The sequence below is a fragment of the Moorena sp. SIO3H5 genome, assembly GCF_010692395.1.
Lineage (GTDB): Bacteria > Cyanobacteriota > Cyanobacteriia > Cyanobacteriales > Coleofasciculaceae > Moorena.
The window spans coordinates 14,434-35,413 of the sequence record NZ_JAAHHS010000041.1; the positions used below are offsets into that span (position 1 = coordinate 14,434).

Below are 20,980 nucleotides of genomic sequence, written 5' to 3' on the forward strand. Positions count from 1 at the left end.
GCATCAAACACTATCCCATCCAACAAGCTTCTAGAAACTACAACCTATAACCTTTGAACCAATGAGCAACACAACTGTAATCGAAGAATTGAAGGATTTTCAAGTTTGCGATCGCGATTTACCCGAATCTATATGCCAAGAGTATCTAAGGGCAGATTCCCTCGCGGTGGATACCGAAACCATGGGACTGATTTACCAACGCGATCGCTTATGTCTTGTACAGCTGTGTGATCCCCAAGGACGAGTCACCTTTGTCCGCATTGACAAAGGACAAACCGAAGCACCCCGATTAAAACAGTTGTTAGAAGCGACTAATGTGCTCAAAGTGTTTCACTTTGCTAGGTTTGATGTCGCTATGCTCAGGCAAAATCTCGGTATTGAAGTTAATCCAGTATTCTGCACCAAGATTGCTAGTAAGTTAGCCCGCACCTATACGAGTAGCCATGGTCTCAAAGAATTGGTCAAAGAGCTAGAACGGATAGATTTGGATAAAAGTGCTCAGAGTTCTGACTGGGGTAATGTTGCTAACCTCTCTGATCAGCAGTTAGAATACGCTGCTAATGATGTGCGCTACTTGTTAAATGTGCGGCAAAAACTGATCAATATGCTGGAACGGGAAGACCGTTGGGAACTAGCTCAACAGTGCTTTGAAGCGTTACCGACTATGGTATCTCTGGATTTGTTGCACTATCGAGATGTATTTGAACATTGAAGAATCACAGACTGCTAAGTAAAGTTTAACAAACAGTCTCTCAAGCTCAAATGATCCAACTTAAACTAGTAGAGGGGGGTGTGACCCATAGCTCCTCCAGCAGATACCAGTGAAACATATGTTTAGTTGGAAACGTGCCCAAATCCCCTTGTGTTTGGGCGCTTTTTTGATATCAGTACTGATTAGCCTATTAACCATCCCACCTAGTCAAGCACAATCTCAGGCATCTAAAATCTTGCCGCCATTGGAGATTACCCAAGGATGGCAGTATCTCTGGGGTGATGTTTCTATCAATAACCTCCATGATGCCAAGGTTTGTACTAAGGTCGAGAGTGCCAAGGGCAACCTTTGCTGGCAACCATTTACATTTCCAGAAAGACTATGGAAGTCACAGGCAGATCAACAGCAAAACAATGTTTGGTTAAGGGTTAGATTACCAGAGGGTAAATGGCAATCTCCCACTCTTTATCTCGGAGCAGTTCCCAATATACTAGAAGCTTATTTAGATGAAGAACTGATTTATACCCGATTATCTCCTCACTCATTGCCTCCAACTAATGGTGAAGGGTATCAATGGCCAATTGTTCCTATTGATTCAAATTTTTCCGGCAAATTATTGTTCATTAATGTTTACGTCGGGACTGAGCAGTCTATTTACATCGGATTTTTCGACCGGATAGTTATTGGTTCTAAATTTAACGTAATTCGGTGTTTGTTCAAAGACGAAATCAGCACCGTTTTAGGATGTATTTTTATTTTAATTGGGCTGTGGTTTAGTTTAACCTGTTTATTCCGGTCTCAAGATAAACGATTGATTCTATCCTTTGCATTATTAGCCATAGCTGGTGGCATTTACAACCTTAGCCAATCAAGCATTGTTCCCTTATTATTTAAGGATTCCCTGAATTGGGAGTTTAGTCGATATACGGCATTTTGTTTTCTTCCTATTCTGAGCCTTATTGGTTTTGAACAAATATTTGGCTCAGGCTATTTTTCCATAATCCAGCGGTTATGGCAAATTCACCTAATTTATTCGGTCATTTCTTTAGGATTAATTGTTATCTACCACAGTTCCTGGTTGTATGAGATATCTATTGATCACTACTTGCTTCTGGGTAGTACAATAATTTTATTGCTTCATGCTATTCCTATAGCTATTAATAAAAAAAACTATTATGCCAAACTATTTAGTTTCGGATTATCTATCCTGGCTATAACAGGAATGCATGATATTTTAGTTTATCGCTTTGAACCGGAAAATTGGTATCAGCGATTCTATCCTTGGGGAATGTTGATGTTTATCCTATCCTTAGGATTAATTTTAGAACGACGATTTGCTGAAACCAGGCGACTACTACGGGAGTATAACCAGAAGCTAGAAACTAAGAATGCTGCTCTTCAGGAAATGGATCAGCTCAAAAATGAATTCTTAGCCAATACATCTCATGAACTTAAAACCCCTCTGAATGGCATTATTGGCATTGCTGAATCCCTGATTGATGGAGCAACAGGTGAGTTATCCCAGCCAACAGCATCGAATCTTTCTCTGATTGTCTCTAGTGGTAAACGGTTAACTCAGCTTGTTAACGATTTACTGGATTTTTCTGCTCTCAAGCATAAACAAATTAACCTGAGAATCAAGCCAGTGGGGATGCGAGAAATAACAGAAGTTGTTTTATTGCTATCCCGTCCCCTTGTTGGTAATAAAAATATACAATTGATTAATCAAGTTTCATCATATAGTCCCCCAGTCGATGCTGATGAAAACCGACTCCAACAGATTCTCTATAATTTAGTGGGTAATGCCATTAAATTTACTGAACGTGGTACCATTAAAGTATCAGCAGAGGTGGTAAAGTCTTATGTTAAAATTACCGTTTCTGATACAGGTATTGGTATCCCACCTGATAAGTTAGACCGAATTTTTGAAGCCTTTGAACAAGGAGATGGTTCCATTAATCGGAAATATGGAGGAGTGGGGTTAGGTTTAGCGGTTACTAAAAAACTGGTGCAGCTCCACGGCGGAGATATTGATGTGGAGTCTACCCCAAACCTTGGGTCACAGTTTAGTTTTACCCTACCGATATCAACAGGTAAAGTAGAGAGGAAACAGCGAGAGAAAGTTTCCCAGGTTCAGAATTATTTGGCGATGGCAAATGACTCACATCACCTGATATCTGATCACCTGATGTCTGATCAGCTGATGTCTAATCAGCTGATGTCTAATCACCTAATCTCTGATCAGAACTTATCATCACCAACTGTCGAAGCCTTTAACATCTTGATTGTAGATGATGAACCAGTAAATCTTCAGGTTTTGGTCAACCATCTTTCTCTGCATAACTATAATATTACTCAAGCAGTTAATGGCCTAGATGCATTTACAAAAATTTGCCAAGGATGCAGACCAGACTTGATTTTGCTGGATATTATGATGCCGAAAATGACCGGCTATGAGTTCTGCAAAAAAATCCGTGAGCAATTTCTACCCAATGAACTCCCTGTAGTATTATTAACCGCTAAAAATCAGATCTCAGATTTGGTAGCAGGATTTGCAGCAGGAGCGAATGATTATTTAACTAAGCCCATCTCCAAGAATGAATTGCTAGCACGAATTAAGACTCATCTTCAGTTAGCCAAAATTAATGTAGCTTATGGACGCTTTGTGCCTCGGGAGTTTCTACAATTTTTAGAAAGGGAAAGTATTCTTGATGTCCAATTAGGGGACAATGTCCAAAAAGAGATGACAGTACTTTTTTCGGATATTCGTTCTTTTACTACTTTATCAGAGATGATGTCACCGGAAGAAAATTTTAATTTTATCAACGGCTATTTAAGTCGAGTAAGTCCAGTGATTCGTAATTATAACGGCTTCATTGATAAATATATTGGTGATGCGGTGATGGCCTTGTTTCCCGAAAAAGCTAATCATGCCCTAAACGCAGCCATTGAGATGCAAAAGCAAGTTTATCTTTATAACTCCCATCGGCACAATAGTGGTTATGAAGCGATTGCGATTGGTATTGGTTTGCACAAAGGGAGTTTAATTTTAGGCACAGTGGGGGAATCTCAACGGATGGATACAACTGTGATTGCTGATACTGTCAATTTGGCCTCCCGTTTGGAAAGTTTAACCAAGATTTATGGAACAGAGATTTTGATTAGTAAACCAACCTTGACTGATCTGGATAATCGAGACAATTATCATTATCGGTGTCTAGGACGAGTCAAGGTTAAGGGTAAAAGTCAACCAGTGGAAATCTTTGAAGTGTATGATGCTAATCCTGAGGATTTGATTGCTTTCAAGTCCGACACAACTCCTCGGTTTGAGGAAGCAGTTGCCTATTATGTAGAAAAAAACTTTGCTCAGGCGCAACGGATTTTTGAGGAACTTTTAGAGAGTAATAACCAAGACCGGGTAGTTGAACTTTATATTGAACGGTGTGTTAAAGCCCAGCGCTTTGGGGTGTCGGAATTGGATATTGTGATTACTTGAATTGGTTTTTAAGGGAGTAGGGAACAGGGAACAGGGAGTAGGGAGTAGGGAGTAGGGAGTTTGGGGAGATGGGGAGATGGGGAGATGGGGAGAATTTTATTAAGAGTAATTTCCGGATCATAACCTTTAACCTTGGCCAAAAGGCCACGCTACGCGAACAAGCTACCCTACACCGAAAGCTAAAGGCAAACAACCTAATAACTTTCAACCTAATAACTTTCAGCATCATAACCTTCAACCTTCAACCTTCAACTTACTAACCTTCAACCTAATAACCTTCAACCTAATAACCTTCAACCTGCTAACCAAAAAAAAGTAGCCGCAGAAATACCTTCCACGGCTAGCAATTTTTACTTATGTCTCAACTTTGTAAACCTAATCAAACATAATCCGATCAGACCGTAAGCTATCAGCTATCAGCTATCAGCTATCAGCTATCAGCTATCAGCTATCAGTTTAAGCGCTACATGAACAGTTTAAGCGCTACGCGAACAGCTATTAGCTATAAGCCAAAGTCCAAAGGCTGACCGCTGACCGCTGACCACTGACCGCTAACATCAGACCTGATGCTTTGGCCAGGGGGCAAAGCCCCCTGAAATTTAAGCCCTTAACCCAGCATTAAATACTTTGTCATTACCGTGATGAATTCGCCAGGAATATCAGTCGGCTGAAGGGGGCTCCACTCGTCAATTTGGGCGTAACCCCGCGCATAAAGGGTATGGATGGTGTTGGTTATTGCCCGGCGGGAGCCTTTCAAAATGTGCTTAATGGGGTATTTTTTTGGAGACCGTTCCTGAGGAGTATTACTAGGAGTAATCTCCTCAGGATTGTTTTCTGGGTTAGGGCGGAAGTTGTCAGACATAGTAAAAAAAACGTTTTACGGTTTATAACTATAATCATAACGATTACAGTTTAGTTTGTCAAGGGGTTTTAGAATTTTTTGGGAGTGGTAATTGACATAAATTGTACGAATTAAGGAATGCGATCGCTTTTAGCGTGACCTTTGGTCAATCGCGTTTTTTTAGGGAGCATTAAAAAGAGGGAATGTTGGGAAGCGATCGCTCTTAGCGGAAGCTTCGCTTCATCGCGTAGCGTGACCATAGGTAAATCGCATAGATATATTTCAGATAATCGCATTTTTTGGGATTAATTTTATCGATAATTACGGAAACATTAAATCAGTAAAGTAATAAATTGTAATAATTTTTATCCTGTTTCCGACTCCCGACTCCCGACTCCCGATTCCCTATTTCCTATATTGTCCTGTGTTAGAATAAGTCCAGATTGGGTTTCATGCATCTACAAGTTAATACTATATAGTTAACTTAAAGATAATCGGTGAGTTATTCAACGGAATTCAACCAAACCTCAGATCACAGGGAGGTGATCTTTAGGTGGTTACATCTGACTGACCTCCATTTGGGTATGAAGGGCTTAGAGAATATCTGGCCAAATGTTGAGGAAACTTTCTTCAATGATTTAGAGTACCTTTGTCAACAGGTCGGCCCTTTGGATTTGGTAATGTTTACTGGGGATATTACCCAGCGCGGCAGTAAATCGGAATTCGATCAGGTAGACACACTGTTAGATAATTTCTGGGACAAGTTTGGCCAGATGGGATTTGAGCCAAAGTTTCTGGCTGTACCTGGTAACCACGATCTGGTTCGACCCAAGAATCAGAAACACCCCACATTGAAATCTCTGAAGGATCTGTGGGACGATTCTGATATTCAAGGAGACTTTTGGGATGACATCGAATCTCCTCAGCGACAGCTTGTAATCAAAGCTTTCGAGAATTATGTTGAATGGTGGGACAATACCACCGTACCTAAGCCCGACATCTCAAAGGGCATACTGCCAGGAGATTTTTCAGCAACAATTGAGAAGGATGGGTTCAGACTCGGGATTTTAGGACTAAATAGCGCCTTTCTGCAACTGATGGGCGGTAACCGACAGGGTAAGCTGGCTCTAGATCTGCGCCAGTTCAATGGGGCATGTCATAAAAATGGACCGTCTTGGGCAAAAGACCACCATGCCTGTTTGCTACTTACCCACCACCCCCAGGATTGGCTAACTGACGAAGCCCAAGCCCAGCTAATTGGGGAGATTCATAGTCCACCAGAACGATTCGCTTTACATCTGTTTGGACACATGCACGAGGCCAACCTCAGAAGCTTGGCTCAAGGTGGTGCTAATGCTAGACGCAGACTGCAAGGCTGCTCCCTGTTCGGTATGGAAGGGTGGGGAGACCAAAACCAGGAAAGGTTCCATGGTTACTCACTATGCGAATTGAAGATTGAAGGTAACACCGCCTCCCTCCGCATCTATCCCCGTAAAGCAGAGAAAAAACAGCACGGGGGATGGGAGATTGATAAAGATGTTACATTTACGCTGCCCAGAGGGCAGGAGGGCACAGAACCGGTAGCCGTGACATTGTTGCGCCAACAACGAAACAAACCCGATCTGCCGGAAAAAAAAACAGCGAGATAGTTAAAGTCAAGGCAAAACTTGCTCAGGGATGTGAGTTATTAAAAAATGAAGAGTTTAAGAGAGCTGAAAAAAAGTTTTACGAAGCTAATAGCCTTGACCCTAAATCCCCAGAACCTTGGTACTGGAAAGCTGAAGTTGCTCTAGCCCAGGGGAATAACCCAGTGGCTCTTGAATTTGTCAACAAGGCATTGACAGGTAATCCCCGTCATGTAAGGAGTAATGTGTTGAAAATTAAACTACTGTTAGTCATGGGTGGGAATCACAGAGGGGAAGCTAAGGAAATAGCTGAGCAAAGTTATGGGATATCGGAGGCACTAGATCAGTGGTTGGATTGTCTAAAGAAAGAGAAAGTATTCACAAAGATAGTTAATACGTATTCTGAATTGGATAGGAACTGTTATCCTCCTATCTAGAAATAATAAGTTTCTTGATTTTTTGTTAACAATTACAAATTGTTAGTTGAGTTTTTCAGGAGAATAAATAATGACTAATGCTGTTGTTCAGGACTATCTTCAGAACCATTACGAAGAAAAGTTTTTGGAGTACCTTGAAAAAAAATCGGAACAAACGGAGCTTTGGTTAGGCATCACCTATGAAGACCTAGATTATATTATTAACAAAATTAAGGACTTATTAGATTATCAAGTCCGACTAGATATTATTAAAATAATTAAACGACTAATTAAATGGATGAAAAATGAACCAGAACTTTCTATAGAAGAGCAAATTTTATTAACGTTGCTCCACTTTAATCAAAAGTTTGATCTTGATCTTCTTAGTCGTATCTTTAAAATCAGTGAATCAACAGTATATAAGATATATAAAATATGGGTTTCTGTTTTATATGGATCTGAATTAGAATATTGTTTGTTCAATAATTTCAAAGATATCAAATCATCACTTGACATAAAAATAGGAGAAAATACTATAACAGATGATTTTCAAGCTTTAGAGAGTTTGGAACAAGAAATATCTGTTTTTAAATTACACTCATATGATGATAAAACTAGTAAATTTTCCATCAATAAAAGCATTAGAATACCTAGAAGTACTTGTTTAAATAAAAATCAAAATATAGACCAAAATAGTGCTGGTATTATTAATGAAATTAATCCTGTATTAAGTCATAAATCATCTAATTTAAAGACTTCATATTTATCACTAGGAAGAAAATTACTTAATAGTTCATCTCGCTTTACCCCTAATCTTTTACCTCTAAATACCAATCATATCAAGCTCTTACCTCACGATGGCTTATTCATCAGGAGAAATAATCAATTTGGAACAAGACTAACTGTTGGCATCAAAGATTTAATCGAAAAAGGAGTATTAGTTGACCAAACAACTATTCGCTTCGATGATTTTGTCGCCTCAAATAGTGAGGGAGTACCTTCCCCTCAAGCTGGTCAGTCTATGGCTGTCAGCTATGGCATTACGCCAATTACCCTGAGTCAAAAACGTGATAAAAGAGCTACCCATTATCTTGAAATTGCCTTAAAAGCATCAGATGTTGCTCCAACAGGACACAAAAAAATTCAATCACCTGCTGTTAACTATATTTTTGTAATTGATACCAGTTACTCTATGCAGGGAGAGAAATTAGATGCTGTTAAGACTTCCATTCAAGAGCTATTTAAAAGCATGAGGGAGGATGATGTAATTGGGATTATAGAATTTGACAATCGACCCAACACTCTATTGAAAGCAACACCTATCGGAAAACTTGACATTGCTAAATTTAGCAAAATTCTCAGTAATATGACCGCAACGGGCGGAACAGATATTAATGTAGCGATATCCTATGGTATAGATGAAATAAGCCGCTATGGCAATAGTAACACGTTGAATCATATCTATTTATTTTCAGATGGCAATCCCACATCAGGAGAAACAGAATGGATTAAAATTCGACAAAATATAGATCGAAAAACTCGTGGTGATATTCGCTTATCGACATTTGCTTTCGGTTCAGATGCGAATATCAAAGAACTTGAGGCTTTAGCTGGGTTAACCGGTGGCAAATCTACGTTTGTAACCGATATCGATGATATTAAAATAAGTCTCGATGACGAGTTAAGTAGACGAGAGCATTTAGCAGCGATTAATATCCAAATTAAAGTAGATATCGACCGAGATATTGATATTCCTTATTTGTATGGTCACGATTTAATCACCGATCCGGCTAGTAGAGCTGCTGTGTTAGACGAAGCAAAAAGAGTTGGACAGCAAGCAGAAGAAGAGTTTGAGGTTACACCACAGCCGGATCTAATCACAGAAGAGAAAGGTATCCGTATTTTTGTGCCAGATTTAGCTGTTGGGGAAACCTACTGGATAGTTTTTGAGTTAGCTATACCCGAAGAAAAAACCGAAACCTCGATCGGACAAGCAACAGTCCAATATGTGGATACATTTGCTCGCCAGAATCAAAAACCTGAATTTGACTTATCTTTTTCAGGGGATTTGCCAACGAATTTAGTCGTGGAGCATGCACTGGCACTATGGACGAGTGAAGTGGCTTTTTATGCCCTTGATGACCTTTACCAAAAAGATTTCGATACTGCTAATAAACGTATTGACCATCATGTTAACTTACTTAAAGATGCCAAAACTCACTTATCATCAGAAGCCATTGCTGATGATATGATCATACTGAACAAATTTAGGTCACTAGCTGGCAATCTAGGAAAACCGAGATTGATTTCAGATGTTACCCCTCAAGGTTATCACACTTTTTTTGTCCATGAACTTAGTAGTTTTGGTCAAGTAAGAAACGGTTTCAACCGTGTCAATTATTCTTATAGAATATGAGAGATTTGACGTAATTCCCGTAGGGTGGGCAGTGGTTGAGACAGATCAAATTAGTAAGCCAATCAAGTTACTAGACACTGCCCACCAAACGACAAATTCCAATAGAACAAATCTAGGGTTAACAAACAACCTTGGCCTTGGCCTTTGGGCCACGCTACGCGAATGGCCACGCTACGCGAACAGCACAAAACCAGCTAAAACTGACTCACCACTAAAAGTAGCAGAGTTGTCTAATTCCTCAACAACCTTAACACTAGGGCGATAAACATAAACTCGTCTATAGCGTTTATCGCAGTTATATAATACAGTCTTCTTTGACATTGATTCCCTGTTAGGTACGCTTTCCGTATTAAGAATTAAATTCACCACGGGTCGCACCTCTTGATGCAGCGCATCCCTATTCCCTCTTCTCTCTTCCCTATTCCCTAAAATCCAGAACTTGTGTACCTCACAGCTATGATAATGGCTATAAGTTTTTAGGAATAGTCATTCTGTTATTTTATCCACAATATTTTCGTAAGTGGTTTCCTCATTATAGGGTTTTTCAGCCTAATGAGTACACAGATTTTTTGCCCTATTCCCTCTTTTCTATTCCCTCTTTTCTCTTCCCTGTTCCCTAAAACCAGAAACTCTGTAGCTCACCAAAGTAAAATCCGCTCTATTGTTACTGTAATTCTTAGTTATGCAAATCACCGTAAATTAATTTAACTGAATTTTTATTAAATAAAAAGGTACCCTAAAGGGTACTGTCAAGCCTAAGTTAAATCAGAGATTCTAGAAATGTGTTGGTCATCTATCAAACACGGTTTACTACACCGTAACTAGGATTAGATATCTAAACACTGGCGAAGATTTGATCTCTACTGTGCTTGATGTAAACCTGTCATAGCAAGTCGAATCTGTGAGCCAAAAATCTCCGTTTTTTGAGAGCGGGGAGTATAGCGCAAGGCAAAAGGCAAAAGCGATGCAGCGCGGTCTTGGGGGTTTCCCCCATGAGCGACTGCATCAAGACGGCAAAAGGCAAAAGTTTACTATAAAAGCTTTTCAGCTTGTATTAATGTACTAACCTTAATGCTTAGTGCTGTATCAAAGTACGATTGCCGTACTGTATTTAACATGTCAATTATATGACAGGAGTGCAACTTCAATGTTTTCTCTAGGTTCAACAACTCAAGTCGGGGACTTTCGAGCCGATACTAAGTACTTAGTCACCGATGTAAATGGGGATGGTGAGTCTGATCTAGTCGAGGTTTGGAATAGTAACAATAGTTTCTTTGCTGCGACTTGGATTAGTAATGGTCAGGGTGGATTTAACTTCGGCGGTAATACCAGAGTCGGGGATTTTCGAGACGATACTGATTACTTAGTCGCCGATGTAAATGGGGATGGTGAGTCTGATCTAGTCGAGGTTTGGAATAGTAACAATAGTTTCTTTGCTGCGACTTGGATTAGTGATGGTAACGGTGGATTTAACCTCGGCGGTAATACCAGAGTCGGGGATTTTCGAGCCGATACTGATTACTTAGTAGCCGATGTAAATGGGGATGGTGAGTCTGATCTAGTCGAGGTTTGGAATAGTAACAATAGTTTCTTTGCTGCGACTTGGGTTAGTGATGGTAACGGTGGATTTGACTTAGCCGGTAATACCAGAGTCGGAGATTTTCGAGACGATACTGATTACTTAGTAGCCGATGTAAATGGGGATGGTGAGTCTGATCTAGTCGAGGTTTGGAATAGTAACAATAGTTTCTTTGCTGCGACTTGGATTAGTGATGGTAACGGTGGATTTAACCTCGGCGGTAATACCAGAGTCGGGGATTTTCGAGACGATACTGATTACTTAGTCGCTGATGTAAATGGGGATGGTGAATCTGATCTAGTCGAGGTTTGGAATAATAACAATAATTTCTTTGCTGCGACTTGGATTAGTGATGGTAACGGTGGATTTAGCCTCGGCAGTAATACACAAGTAGGGGATTTTCGAGATGATACTGATTACTTAGTTACCGATGTAAATAGTGATGCTCAGTCTGATCTAGTTGAACTTTGGAATAATCAAGATAAGTTCTTTGCTACTACTTGGTTAAGCATTGCTTAAACACTGGTTATATACTAACCTAGTGCCAATGCTAAGTTAGTAGGTAATGCCCACCTAGGATTAATCACAATAGAACAGTGAACAGATCTACGGTGGGCAAACAACATTTACTTATTTCCTCTAACTTTACCAAACTTTATCAAGTTTCAGCACAAAACCAGGTAAAATTAATTCATTATGAACAGTCGCAGAGTTGTCTAATTTCTCAACTTCAATATCAGGACGATAAACATAAAAAGTTATTATAACTATAGTTTTTATCAAATTAGTCGGCGAAAACTCGATACTCTAAACAACCACTACACGAACCCATGTTTCACTATCAAACCAGTGAATCGACTGGGGTCGTATCGCCAGGGTCACTTCTTCTGTTTCCCAAGTTAAATTATTAGGTAATAACGCCCGGATGCTGAGAGAGTCTGACCCCTTAACCCGAATACTAATTAAATTATGCATGCCTAGATTTTCCACCAGGTAGATTCTACCCTCAATCCTATATTTATCATTTGGTTGAGCTAGAGCCACATCTTCTGGACGGATACCTAGAACAATCTTTGGCGGAACTTGAGCCAAATTTGGCAAAGAAATTTTGACCTGACCCAAGAGGGCATAATTCCCCTGACAGTTAAGTGTCAGTAAATTCATTTGGGGAGAACCCACAAAACTAGCTACAAACTGATTTGCTGGCTGGTTGTAAATGCCCTGGGGTGTATCTAGCTGTTGCAGCTTACCCTCACATAAAACCGCAATCTTAGTTGAGAGGGTCATTGCTTCGGTTTGGTCATGAGTCACATAAACCACCGGTGCCTTTTGAGCAACAAATAGCTGCTTCAAATCCGCCCTAACTTGCTCTCGCAGCAAAGCATCCAAGTTACTCAGAGGTTCGTCTAACAAAAACACAGCCGGTTGCCGCACCAATGCCCTGCCCAGAGCAACCCGCTGCCGCTGACCACCAGATAGCTGACTAGGCTTGCGGTCCATCAAATTTTCCAATCCCAGTTTACTAGCTACCTCCTGCACCAGGCTCCGAATTTGGTCAGAAGGAACCTTATGGAGTTTCAGACTAGCTGCCATATTGTCATATACGGTCATATGAGGATAGAGAGCATAGCTTTGGAAAACCATAGCAATATTGCGATCGCCTGGTCTGACATGAGTAACATCCCGTCCATTGATAACTACTTTGCCATGGGTGGGTTGCTCTAACCCAGCAATTAGTCGCAGCATAGTAGATTTACCACATCCCGATGGCCCAAGTAGGGTCAGAAATTCTCCTTCATCCACTTGTAAGCTAATGTCTTTAACTGGGATGACATTACCCTTGTTAGTCTTGTAGATTTTATTAATATTATGTAGCTCTAGTTTAGCCATACTATCGTCAACCTTAAACCCCCAAATAGTTAACCCTTGACTGCTCCCGATGTTAAACCTTGGACAATTTTACCTTGGAAAAACATTACTAATACCACTAGGGGAAATGTTCCTATAACTGTCATAGCTGCAATCGCACCGTAGGGAATCTCTTTTCCTAAAGAACCACTTAACTGAGCGGCAGCAACGGGCAGGGTTTTCAGAGATTCTTGGCTAATGAAAGTGAGGGATAAAATAAATTCATTCCAAGCAAAAATAAAGGTAAGTATTCCTGTGGTTACTAACGCTGGAACCGTTAGGGGTAACAGAATTTGGATTAGCATTTGCCAGGTGCTATAGCCATCAACTTTAGCAGCATCTTCTAGCTCTCGCGGTAGCTGTTGAAAAAAGCTGCGCATCACTAACAGGGTGAGAGGAAGGTTGATAGCTGTATAGGAAACAATCAGGCTTATATAATTATTTCCTAGTTTAAGAATCTGGATAATTTCCAGGAGTCCTAGAAATATCAAAATAAAGGGAAATAAGCTAATAATAATAATCCCAGCAAGGATGATTTTTTCTCCCCTTAGGGTTAACCGTGCTAAGGCGTAAGCAGCGGGAGTTCCTATCCCTAAACACAATAGTGTGGAAGCGATGGATACAAAGGCGCTATTGAAAATATAGTGGACTAGGGGACGGCTGGTAAATAAATTTATATAGTGGTCAAGGGTATACCGTGTGGGAAAATAAATATTAGGAAGGGAAGAAATATCTTGATTGACTTTGAGGGAGGTGAGCAATTGCCAGAGGAGTGGTGCTAGGCATAAAATTACCAATAAGATGATTCCTAGGGGCAGGATAATTAGTTTGATAATGTTAATTTGTTTCGTTTTGGTTTGAGGAGATGATGAGTTAGGAAGACTAGTCATTAGTTACGTGAGCCTAGGGCTATAATCACTACCGTGGTTACCAGTATCAAAAAGGTTACTACCACAAGGGCAGCACCATAACCAAAGTCTAGATAATCCATGACAGTGGTATAGATGTAGAGAGATACAACTTCTGTCGCTCCTCCGGGACCACCTCCAGTCATCACTTTGATCAGGTCGAAGACTCCGAAAGCTTGGGCAAAGCGGAACAGTAGGGAAATTAGGATTTGGGGCGTCAATAGCGGTAGAGTAATTTGCTTGAAACTTTGCCAAGGTGTAGCACCGTCTAGGGCATAGGCTTCGTATAGGTCTTGGGGAATAGACTGCAAGCCAGCTAGGAGCAAAATGCTGATGAATGGTGTCGTTTTCCAAACATCTGCGGCAATGACAGCCATCATTGCTGTTGTCGGGTATCCTAGCCAGTTGATTCCGTCTTTAATAATACCTAGACGCAGTAAGATATCATTCCAAACCCCAAACTGGTCATTAAACATCCAAGCCCAGACTAGACCGATCAAAGCAGTTGGCAAGGCCCAAGGCAGGATGGCGATGGTGCGGACAATACCCCTTCCTTTAAAGGTTTGATTTAAAATTAATGCGATCGCAATTCCTAACACCAGTTCCAGACCAACAGATACTGAGGTAAAAATCACAGTATTCCAGAGACTGTGCCAGAAGCGACCATCCCCCATCATTCGCCCATAATTATTCAGACCAGAAAACACCGGTTGTAGCTGTGTCCCTAGGTTCTTAGTGAATAAACTTAACCAGAACGAACGCAAAATAGGATAGCCATAGACTAGCAGCAGTAGTAACAATGCTGGTGTTACCAACAACCACCCTGTCCTTTGTTCCTGTGCTGCTATCGGATCAGTTTTCATTCTACCGACAACAGCCTACGGGTTTGATCAGCTGCTGCTTTCATCGTTTTTTCAGGACTAAGTTTGGGATTAGTTAGCACGGCATTGAGGTACCGTTGTAAAATATCCGATACCTGGGAATATTGGGCAACTGGTGGACGCAAGACAGCCCCTTCTAACACGTCTAGCATTTTTGGATAGTGGGGATATTTCGCAACAATGTCTGGGTCTGCAAACAGCTTCCGTCGGGTTGGCAGATAGCCAGTTTCCAGAGTATACCGACGCTGGGCTTTCTCACTGGTGAAATACTCAATAGCTCTCCAGGCTTCCTCAGGATGTTTGGAAGATTTAGCAATTCCCAAACCCCAACCTCCTAAGCAAGCACCAGCTTTGCCACCAGGACCATGAACCATAGGGCTAATGCCAATCTTGCCTTTGACCTTTGAACCCTCTTGATTTGCCAATGACCAAACATAGGGCCAATTCCTCAGAAATACCGCATCCCTATTTTGAAACAACAGTCGTGTTTCTTCTTCCTGATAGGTAGTGACACCAGGGGGTGAAATCCCTTGTTTAATGGTGCTGCGCAGAAACTCTACAGCTTTAATCGCTTCCGGTTTATCCAAACCCACCTCCAAGGTTTCTGGGTCAACCCAAAAGCCACCAAACCCTGCAAGTATTTCTACAAACATGGCTGACAACCCTTCATATTGACGACCTTGCCAAAGATAGCCCCATTTTGGATCATGGTTTTCCTGCAATTGTTGGGAAATGGTGACCAACTGCTCAAAGGTTTTTGGGGCTTGGAATCCAGCTTGCTCTAGCAAATCCTGACGATAGTAGAGCATACCACCATCGGAACGGAATGGTATGCGGTATAGTTTCCCCTGGTAGCGTCCTGAATCAACTGCTTTATCCAGAAATTCCTTTAAATAGTCCTGACTAACTCGCTCCGATAAATCTAGTAACCACCCTGCAGCGGCAAACTTAGGAGTCCAAATCACGTCCATGTTAATCAGGTCATAGGGTGAGTCTCCTAAGATGAAAGCAGAGGTATAGAGGTCTTCTGTTAAGTCAGAGTTTAATGGTCCTTCGATCAGTTCGATTTGAATATCTGGATTCTCTAGCTCAAAATTCTTTACCAGTAGTTCCTGCCAATCAGAAAACTCCCCCGCTCCCATCAATAGGGTGAGTTTCACAGGGTGCTGGGTCAGTGCTGGTAGTGCCCAAAACTGGGACAGGAGCACACTGGCAACCAGGATTCCCAAAATAATCAGGATTACTACAGGTCTAAGCAGTTTAGTGAAACCTTAATCAGCGCGTCGCAGCATTTATAAGTTTACCATCAACTATCCGACTCTGTAGGAGATTCATACAGATCGGCTTTGCTCCGAGCATAACTATGGGCAAGCTCAGAAGAGCAAAGATAATTGTTGATAACACGATTTGTCTCAGAAAAGATTTATCGAATGTAGATTGGTTCATGATTAAATGCTTACCTTAAACAAGTTCTAGTACTGGTCTTGAACTCAATAGCTAGGTAACGTACAGGCGTGCCGAGCAGGCATTTTCGCGCTTTTTTGCTCCGTACACAAATAATCTACCGATCTCACCAAGAACAGTCGATAACTAAAAGTTAAGGGAAGTTATGGAGTTGCTCTAGGATTCGACTTAAATCAAACATGAGGTATACCCAATCGCTAACATAACGCAGATGCGATCGCAAACCCCTGAGCTTCAAACTAGGACAAAACGCTGGTAATAAAGCTACCGTTCAAAACCAACGAAAAGCTGACATGATCAGCGTTTTTAAGTTGGCATTTTTAATTTGGCTATCAGCTATCAGTTATCAGTTAATGCGCTACGCGCACGCGTGCGCGTTCAGCTTTTAAATAAGCGACTGCATCAAGACAAGAGGTAAGCATTGGTTTAATCTGTGTTATCTCAGCTTATGGGATTTTACCCAGACTTTAAATTCTGATTAATCTCGAACTCTTAAATTCTCTCCTTAGAGGTTTATTTGAAGCTGACTACTGATTGCTGACTGCTGACTGCTGACTGCTGACTGCTGACGGTACTAGTCATTGAGTTTTAAGTAGCTATCCTAAGGGAGTAATTGTGAACGGGTCTACAATCCAAAAATTAATCTTGGCACCAGTCTTCATTTCCACTACACTCTTTTGTGTCTTCACCTTACCTGTAGCCATATTTGGTGAAGAGTCCCTTACCATCCGCATCCAAGATGAACTCTTTTTCCATGGTAAGGTCAAGGATGCGGCAGCTCCTTACTTGGGACTAGCGATGTTAATCAGTTTGGGAGTAGGTGTATCTAATGCTACTTTAGCTGGGTGGCAGGACTCTTCCCGGAAGTCAGCTAACATTGAGTCTGAGTTAGACACTATCGAGCAAGCTCTTCAGGAAAAGGAAAAGTTAATTCAACAACTACAAGTTTCAACATCTGAGCTGAACACACAGAAGCAACAGAAGCTAGAGAATGTGGTCGCTTATGAAGAAGTAAAATTTGCTGAGGCTGCCAGCGTACCGATGGCAAAGGAGGTTTCTGGGACCGTGGTCATGGAGAAACCGATAAAAGTTATGGAACCGTTAGTAATTACCGAGGAACCAGTGCTTGAAAACCTAGGGATGTCATGGCAGCAGAGTAAGGTAAAAGCTGGAATCTATCAGTTTGCCTCTACTCAAAGTTTCTTAGGCTACACCAAGGGAAGCAGTCGGCCACAGGGGGGAACCCCCATTCGCGATCGCATCCAGAATACTTCTTCTGGTTCTGAACAATCCACAACCATCAGAAATCCTCACGTTCTGGCAAAAGAACTTGTGCTAGTTGAAGCACTCCAAAGTCAAATCTACAACCTATCGGCTCAGCTAGAATCTCTCCAAACATCTCTAAAAGCAGCACCCCAAGTATCTGAGGAAGTTCAAGTTGCAGCTTAGATAATAAGTAAGGGAAGAGCGATTAGCGCTAGGCGAACAGCTATTGGCCAAGCTACGGAAACAGCTTTTTAATAAAAGAAGCTGACCGCTGACCACTGACCGCTGACAAACTATCAGCAGCACTTTATAGGCGGTCTTTACTCTAAAAAGACCGCCTATGACTATAAGAAGCATGTTATTTTAATTACAGTTAATCACTTTTAAAGTCAGTTATTTTATGGGAGTTAATTGTTAATTAGTAATTAGCAATTTTAATTTTAGAAATGATATAGCGTTGAGCATACTGTTGATCATGCTTATCAGGTAAATTCAATTTTATTTTCCCTACTCCCTACTCCCCTACTCCCTGCTTGCTAAAACCCAGCATTTTGTACCTCACTCCATTGATAATTACTATATTAAACTTTGCTCAGAGGCATTTTCCCATCCTTACGCTCAAGCAGATGTGACCTAGAGGATTCCACTAGCTCAATTGCCAAACCTTCCCGCGCCATAACCGTATTAGAAAACTCCTTAACAGCCTGTTCTCCGATATGGTCCAAAAAATCATCATTATGCAGGGGATCATGATGGAAAATGACTAATTTTTTGGCATTAGCAGCTCGAGCAACTTTGATAGCTTCCTGCCAGGTAGAATGTCCCCAACCCATTTTGCTTGATACCTCAGAGTAGTATTCTTCATCGGTGTAGGCAGCATCGTAAATCATCACGTCCGCATTATGGGCCAGCTGCAGGACATTTTTATCGAAACCCTCTTCGAGATGTTCTGTGTCAGTGATGTAGGCAGCTGAATAGCCTCGCCAGTTAACTCGATAGCCAACGGCTTCACCTGGATGGTTCAAGGGTGCATTTTCTACGGTAATCTCACCAATATTTACTGTTTCTCCAATCTCAAGGTCATGGAACTCCTTTTTTGATTGCATAATTTGCAAGGGAACCGGAAAATTTGGGTGGGTCATCTGATCAGTTAGACGATTCTCGATGGTGGCACCGTTAGGAGCACGGGTGCCATAAATATGAAAACAATTCCTTTTAATAAAGGCAGGGGTAAAGAAAGGGAAACCCTGAATATGGTCCCAATGGGAGTGGGTAAAAAATAGATGAGCTTCTACTGGCATCTCCTTGAGTAGAGACTGTCCCAAAACTCGCAACCCTGTACCACCATCAAAAATTAGACGCTCACTACCAACTCGCATCTCTATACAAGGTGTGTTGCCTCCATACCGAACTGTTTCTGGTCCTGGACAGGCAATACTACCTCTGACGCCCCAAAAACGAATAGTGAATAAGTTGTGGGTATTAGACATAATTTTTCCTTGCAGGCTTTTGCAGTTAGTTCATCAGTGAGGGTTTTCTGACGAAGAGGGTGTCAGTGTATGGTAATCCAGGAAGGGGCAAAGGTAAAGCTAGAATAGTCAAGTACCCTTAGCCGAATTCCTATTTCCCCTTACCTTTTCTAGCTATAATTCAAGCTATTTGCACAGCACACCTTAGCACAAGAGTCACACTAAAAATCACCAACGATCTCACCTGGATTGTTACTGGTTAGAGGTGATTAACTGACTGAATTCCTCTGTTGTTCTAGGGTGTGTCGATTATACAAAGTAGCTCAAGTCTACCAGTATAGTTCCTAAATCTGAAACTGTACTGGCTGATACCAAGTACTTCTTATTCCTATGATTCCCAAAAGCTTAGCAATATTCACCTGAATGTCTTGTAAGTTACACCACCAAATCATGTGATTTTGGTCACATCCTTGGCAGTGGTACCAGAGGAACACTACCCCTGACATAGATTCCCCCTCGGAGGTATGATCAACAGAAACCAGAGTAATGACCAATGACCAATCAAAAGATAGTTGTCAAAGTCGGCACATCTAGTTTAACCCAACCAGCAACAGGTCAGCTGGCCCTATCCACTATTGCCGCCCTAGTGGAAACACTGACTCGGCTGCGTTCTGAAGGTCATCAAGTGGTACTGGTTACCTCTGGCGCTGTGGGGATTGGGTGTGGGCGACTGGGGTTAACATCACGACCGAATACACTCGCTCTCAAACAAGCGATCGCAGCAGTTGGTCAAGGAAGGCTGATGCGGATATATGATGACTTATTTAACAACCTCAACCAACCTATTGCTCAGATTCTCCTCAGCCGTCGAGATTTTGTTCAGCGTAGTTGCTATGTTAATGCCTATGCTACCTTTCGGGAGCTACTCCAGCTGGGGGTGATCCCAGTGGTGAATGAAAATGATACTGTAGCTGTAGATGAACTTAAATTTGGTGATAACGATACCCTTAGCGCCCTAGTAGCTAGTTTGATTGAATCCGATTGGTTGTTTTTACTAACTGATGTGGATAGACTTTACTCAGCAGACCCCCGTAAGGTACCGGATGCTGAACCAATTATTTCAATCAACAGCATTGAGGAATTAGCTGAACTAGAGGTACAAGCTGATGACTCAGGCTCTGGTTGGGGCACTGGTGGGATGGTAACCAAAGTTGCTGCTGCCCGAATTGCTACCAATGCTGGGGTCAGAACTGTAATCACTGAAGGACGACGTCCAGATAACATTGAAAGAATTTTACAGGGAGAATCCCTGGGCACCCAGTTTGCCCCCCAAGCTCAAACCAATAAAGCCCGCAAGCACTGGATTGCTTACAGTTTAGTGCCGGTAGGGAAACTTTATATTGATAATGGAGCGGTCAAGGCAATTTCCGATGGGGGCAAATCTCTATTAGCGGCTGGTATTACTCGCATAGAAGGGGATTTCCGCTCATCAGATGCCGTAGAGCTATGTGACAGCAATGGCATGGAAATTGCTAGGGGACTGGTGAACTACAACAGTAATGAATTACATAAGATTCGAGGGCATCAATCCGAACAAATCCTGACTATTTTGGGTTACAAGGGGGCAGAAACTGTGGTTCATCGGGATAATTTGGTCCTGATGAATTAGGGAGTAGGGAGTAGGGAGTAGGGAGTAGGGAGTCGGCAGTCGGCAGTTGGGAGTCGGGAATCGGGAGTCGGGAATCGGGAATCGGGAATCGGGAATCGGGAAAAAATCTTGTGTACCTGATAGCTCTGATCAAGGTGATATAGTGGTTTTTTGAGGATAGTTTTAATTCGTGGCTGCCTCTTTGGCTGACTCTACCCAACTATCAAAGAGTTCTTGATTTTTAGTTACCCATTCTTCCGCATGGCGGCGAATATCTTTTGGGCTACTTTCACCATCTTTTACCAGTTTTTGTTGAGCATTCACATCCCCAATAGGAATCGTCATCAACTC

Annotated in this window: 18 protein-coding genes; 7 read left to right on the forward strand and 11 right to left on the reverse strand. The window is 41.6% G+C overall.

All coding sequences use genetic code 11. The features are described 5' to 3' along the window. Positions 1–61 precede the first annotated feature (61 nt). Positions 62–712, forward strand: a complete 651-nt coding sequence (locus F6K52_RS07255) for a ribonuclease H-like domain-containing protein (RefSeq protein ID WP_293075839.1) — start codon at positions 62–64, stop codon at positions 710–712. A 118-nt stretch (positions 713–830) separates the two neighbouring features. Continuing rightward, positions 831–4,208 carry an ATP-binding protein gene (locus tag F6K52_RS07260; protein ID WP_293075841.1) on the forward strand — a complete coding sequence of 1,126 codons (3,378 nt, stop codon included), beginning with the start codon at positions 831–833 and terminating at the stop codon, positions 4,206–4,208. A gap of 8 nt (positions 4,209–4,216) precedes the next feature. Here the strand turns inward: F6K52_RS07260 and F6K52_RS07265 are convergent, their stop codons facing one another. The 3 genes from F6K52_RS07265 to F6K52_RS07275 all read right to left on the reverse strand — a co-directional run bounded on the left by F6K52_RS07265 (position 4,217) and on the right by F6K52_RS07275 (position 5,309). Continuing rightward, positions 4,217–4,348, reverse strand: a complete 132-nt coding sequence (locus tag F6K52_RS07265; RefSeq protein ID WP_293075843.1) for a hypothetical protein — start codon at positions 4,346–4,348, stop codon at positions 4,217–4,219. Between the two features lie 467 nt (positions 4,349–4,815). Next, positions 4,816–5,070, reverse strand: coding sequence for a hypothetical protein (locus tag F6K52_RS07270; protein WP_293075845.1), 255 nt, complete (start codon positions 5,068–5,070; stop codon positions 4,816–4,818). Positions 5,071–5,180: 110 nt separating this feature from the next. Then, entirely contained in the window at positions 5,181–5,309 is a 129-nt protein-coding gene (locus tag F6K52_RS07275) for a hypothetical protein (protein WP_293075847.1), read from the reverse strand. Between the two features lie 237 nt (positions 5,310–5,546). Between F6K52_RS07275 and F6K52_RS07280 the strand changes: the two genes are divergently transcribed. Beyond that, a complete protein-coding gene (locus F6K52_RS07280; RefSeq protein ID WP_293075849.1) occupies positions 5,547–6,698 on the forward strand; it encodes a metallophosphoesterase in 1,152 nt (383 codons plus the stop codon). Positions 6,699–7,181: 483 nt separating this feature from the next. Continuing rightward, positions 7,182–9,506 carry a VWA domain-containing protein gene (locus F6K52_RS07285; RefSeq protein ID WP_293075851.1) on the forward strand — a complete coding sequence of 775 codons (2,325 nt, stop codon included), beginning with the start codon at positions 7,182–7,184 and terminating at the stop codon, positions 9,504–9,506. Between the two features lie 171 nt (positions 9,507–9,677). On the opposite strand, the gene F6K52_RS07290 is transcribed toward F6K52_RS07285, so the two are convergent. Then, positions 9,678–9,875 carry a hypothetical protein gene (locus F6K52_RS07290; protein WP_293075853.1) on the reverse strand — a complete coding sequence of 66 codons (198 nt, stop codon included), beginning with the start codon at positions 9,873–9,875 and terminating at the stop codon, positions 9,678–9,680. A 778-nt stretch (positions 9,876–10,653) separates the two neighbouring features. On the opposite strand from F6K52_RS07290, the gene F6K52_RS07295 reads away from it, so the two are divergent. Beyond that, positions 10,654–11,604 carry a hypothetical protein gene (locus F6K52_RS07295; RefSeq protein WP_293075855.1) on the forward strand — a complete coding sequence of 317 codons (951 nt, stop codon included), beginning with the start codon at positions 10,654–10,656 and terminating at the stop codon, positions 11,602–11,604. 288 nt (positions 11,605–11,892) lie between these two features. On the opposite strand, the gene F6K52_RS07300 is transcribed toward F6K52_RS07295, so the two are convergent. The 4 genes from F6K52_RS07300 to F6K52_RS07315 are packed head-to-tail and all read right to left on the reverse strand — an operon-like array spanning position 11,893 to position 16,011. Continuing rightward, on the reverse strand, positions 11,893–12,975 hold the full coding sequence (locus F6K52_RS07300; protein ID WP_293075857.1) for an ABC transporter ATP-binding protein: 1,083 nt from the start codon (positions 12,973–12,975) through the stop codon (positions 11,893–11,895). A 29-nt stretch (positions 12,976–13,004) separates the two neighbouring features. Further along, entirely contained in the window at positions 13,005–13,883 is an 879-nt protein-coding gene (locus F6K52_RS07305; protein ID WP_293075859.1) for a carbohydrate ABC transporter permease, read from the reverse strand. Then, positions 13,883–14,764, reverse strand: coding sequence for a sugar ABC transporter permease (locus tag F6K52_RS07310; RefSeq protein ID WP_293075861.1), 882 nt, complete (start codon positions 14,762–14,764; stop codon positions 13,883–13,885). The genes F6K52_RS07305 and F6K52_RS07310 overlap by 1 nt, the downstream gene beginning before the upstream one ends. Then, a complete protein-coding gene (locus F6K52_RS07315) occupies positions 14,761–16,011 on the reverse strand; it encodes an ABC transporter substrate-binding protein (protein ID WP_293075863.1) in 1,251 nt (416 codons plus the stop codon). Before F6K52_RS07315 ends, F6K52_RS07310 begins: the two co-directional genes overlap by 4 nt. Positions 16,012–16,861: 850 nt before the next feature. On the opposite strand from F6K52_RS07315, the gene F6K52_RS07320 reads away from it, so the two are divergent. Next, positions 16,862–17,695: a hypothetical protein gene (locus F6K52_RS07320; RefSeq protein ID WP_293075865.1), complete on the forward strand. Its 834-nt coding sequence runs from the start codon at positions 16,862–16,864 to the stop codon at positions 17,693–17,695. Positions 17,696–18,093: 398 nt separating this feature from the next. On the opposite strand, the gene F6K52_RS07325 is transcribed toward F6K52_RS07320, so the two are convergent. Continuing rightward, positions 18,094–19,002: an MBL fold metallo-hydrolase gene (locus tag F6K52_RS07325; RefSeq protein ID WP_293075867.1), complete on the reverse strand. Its 909-nt coding sequence runs from the start codon at positions 19,000–19,002 to the stop codon at positions 18,094–18,096. Between the two features lie 323 nt (positions 19,003–19,325). Beyond that, positions 19,326–19,535 carry a hypothetical protein gene (locus tag F6K52_RS07330; RefSeq protein ID WP_293075869.1) on the reverse strand — a complete coding sequence of 70 codons (210 nt, stop codon included), beginning with the start codon at positions 19,533–19,535 and terminating at the stop codon, positions 19,326–19,328. Here F6K52_RS07330 and proB point away from each other — a divergent pair. Then, positions 19,535–20,650, forward strand: a complete 1,116-nt coding sequence (gene proB, locus F6K52_RS07335; protein WP_293075871.1) for a glutamate 5-kinase — start codon at positions 19,535–19,537, stop codon at positions 20,648–20,650. The two genes, F6K52_RS07330 and proB, sit on opposite strands and share 1 nt — an antisense overlap. Here the strand turns inward: proB and F6K52_RS07340 are convergent. Then, on the reverse strand, positions 20,586–20,783 hold the full coding sequence (locus F6K52_RS07340) for a hypothetical protein (RefSeq protein WP_293075873.1): 198 nt from the start codon (positions 20,781–20,783) through the stop codon (positions 20,586–20,588). The genes proB and F6K52_RS07340 overlap by 65 nt on opposite strands. Positions 20,784–20,980: the final 197 nt, after the last annotated feature.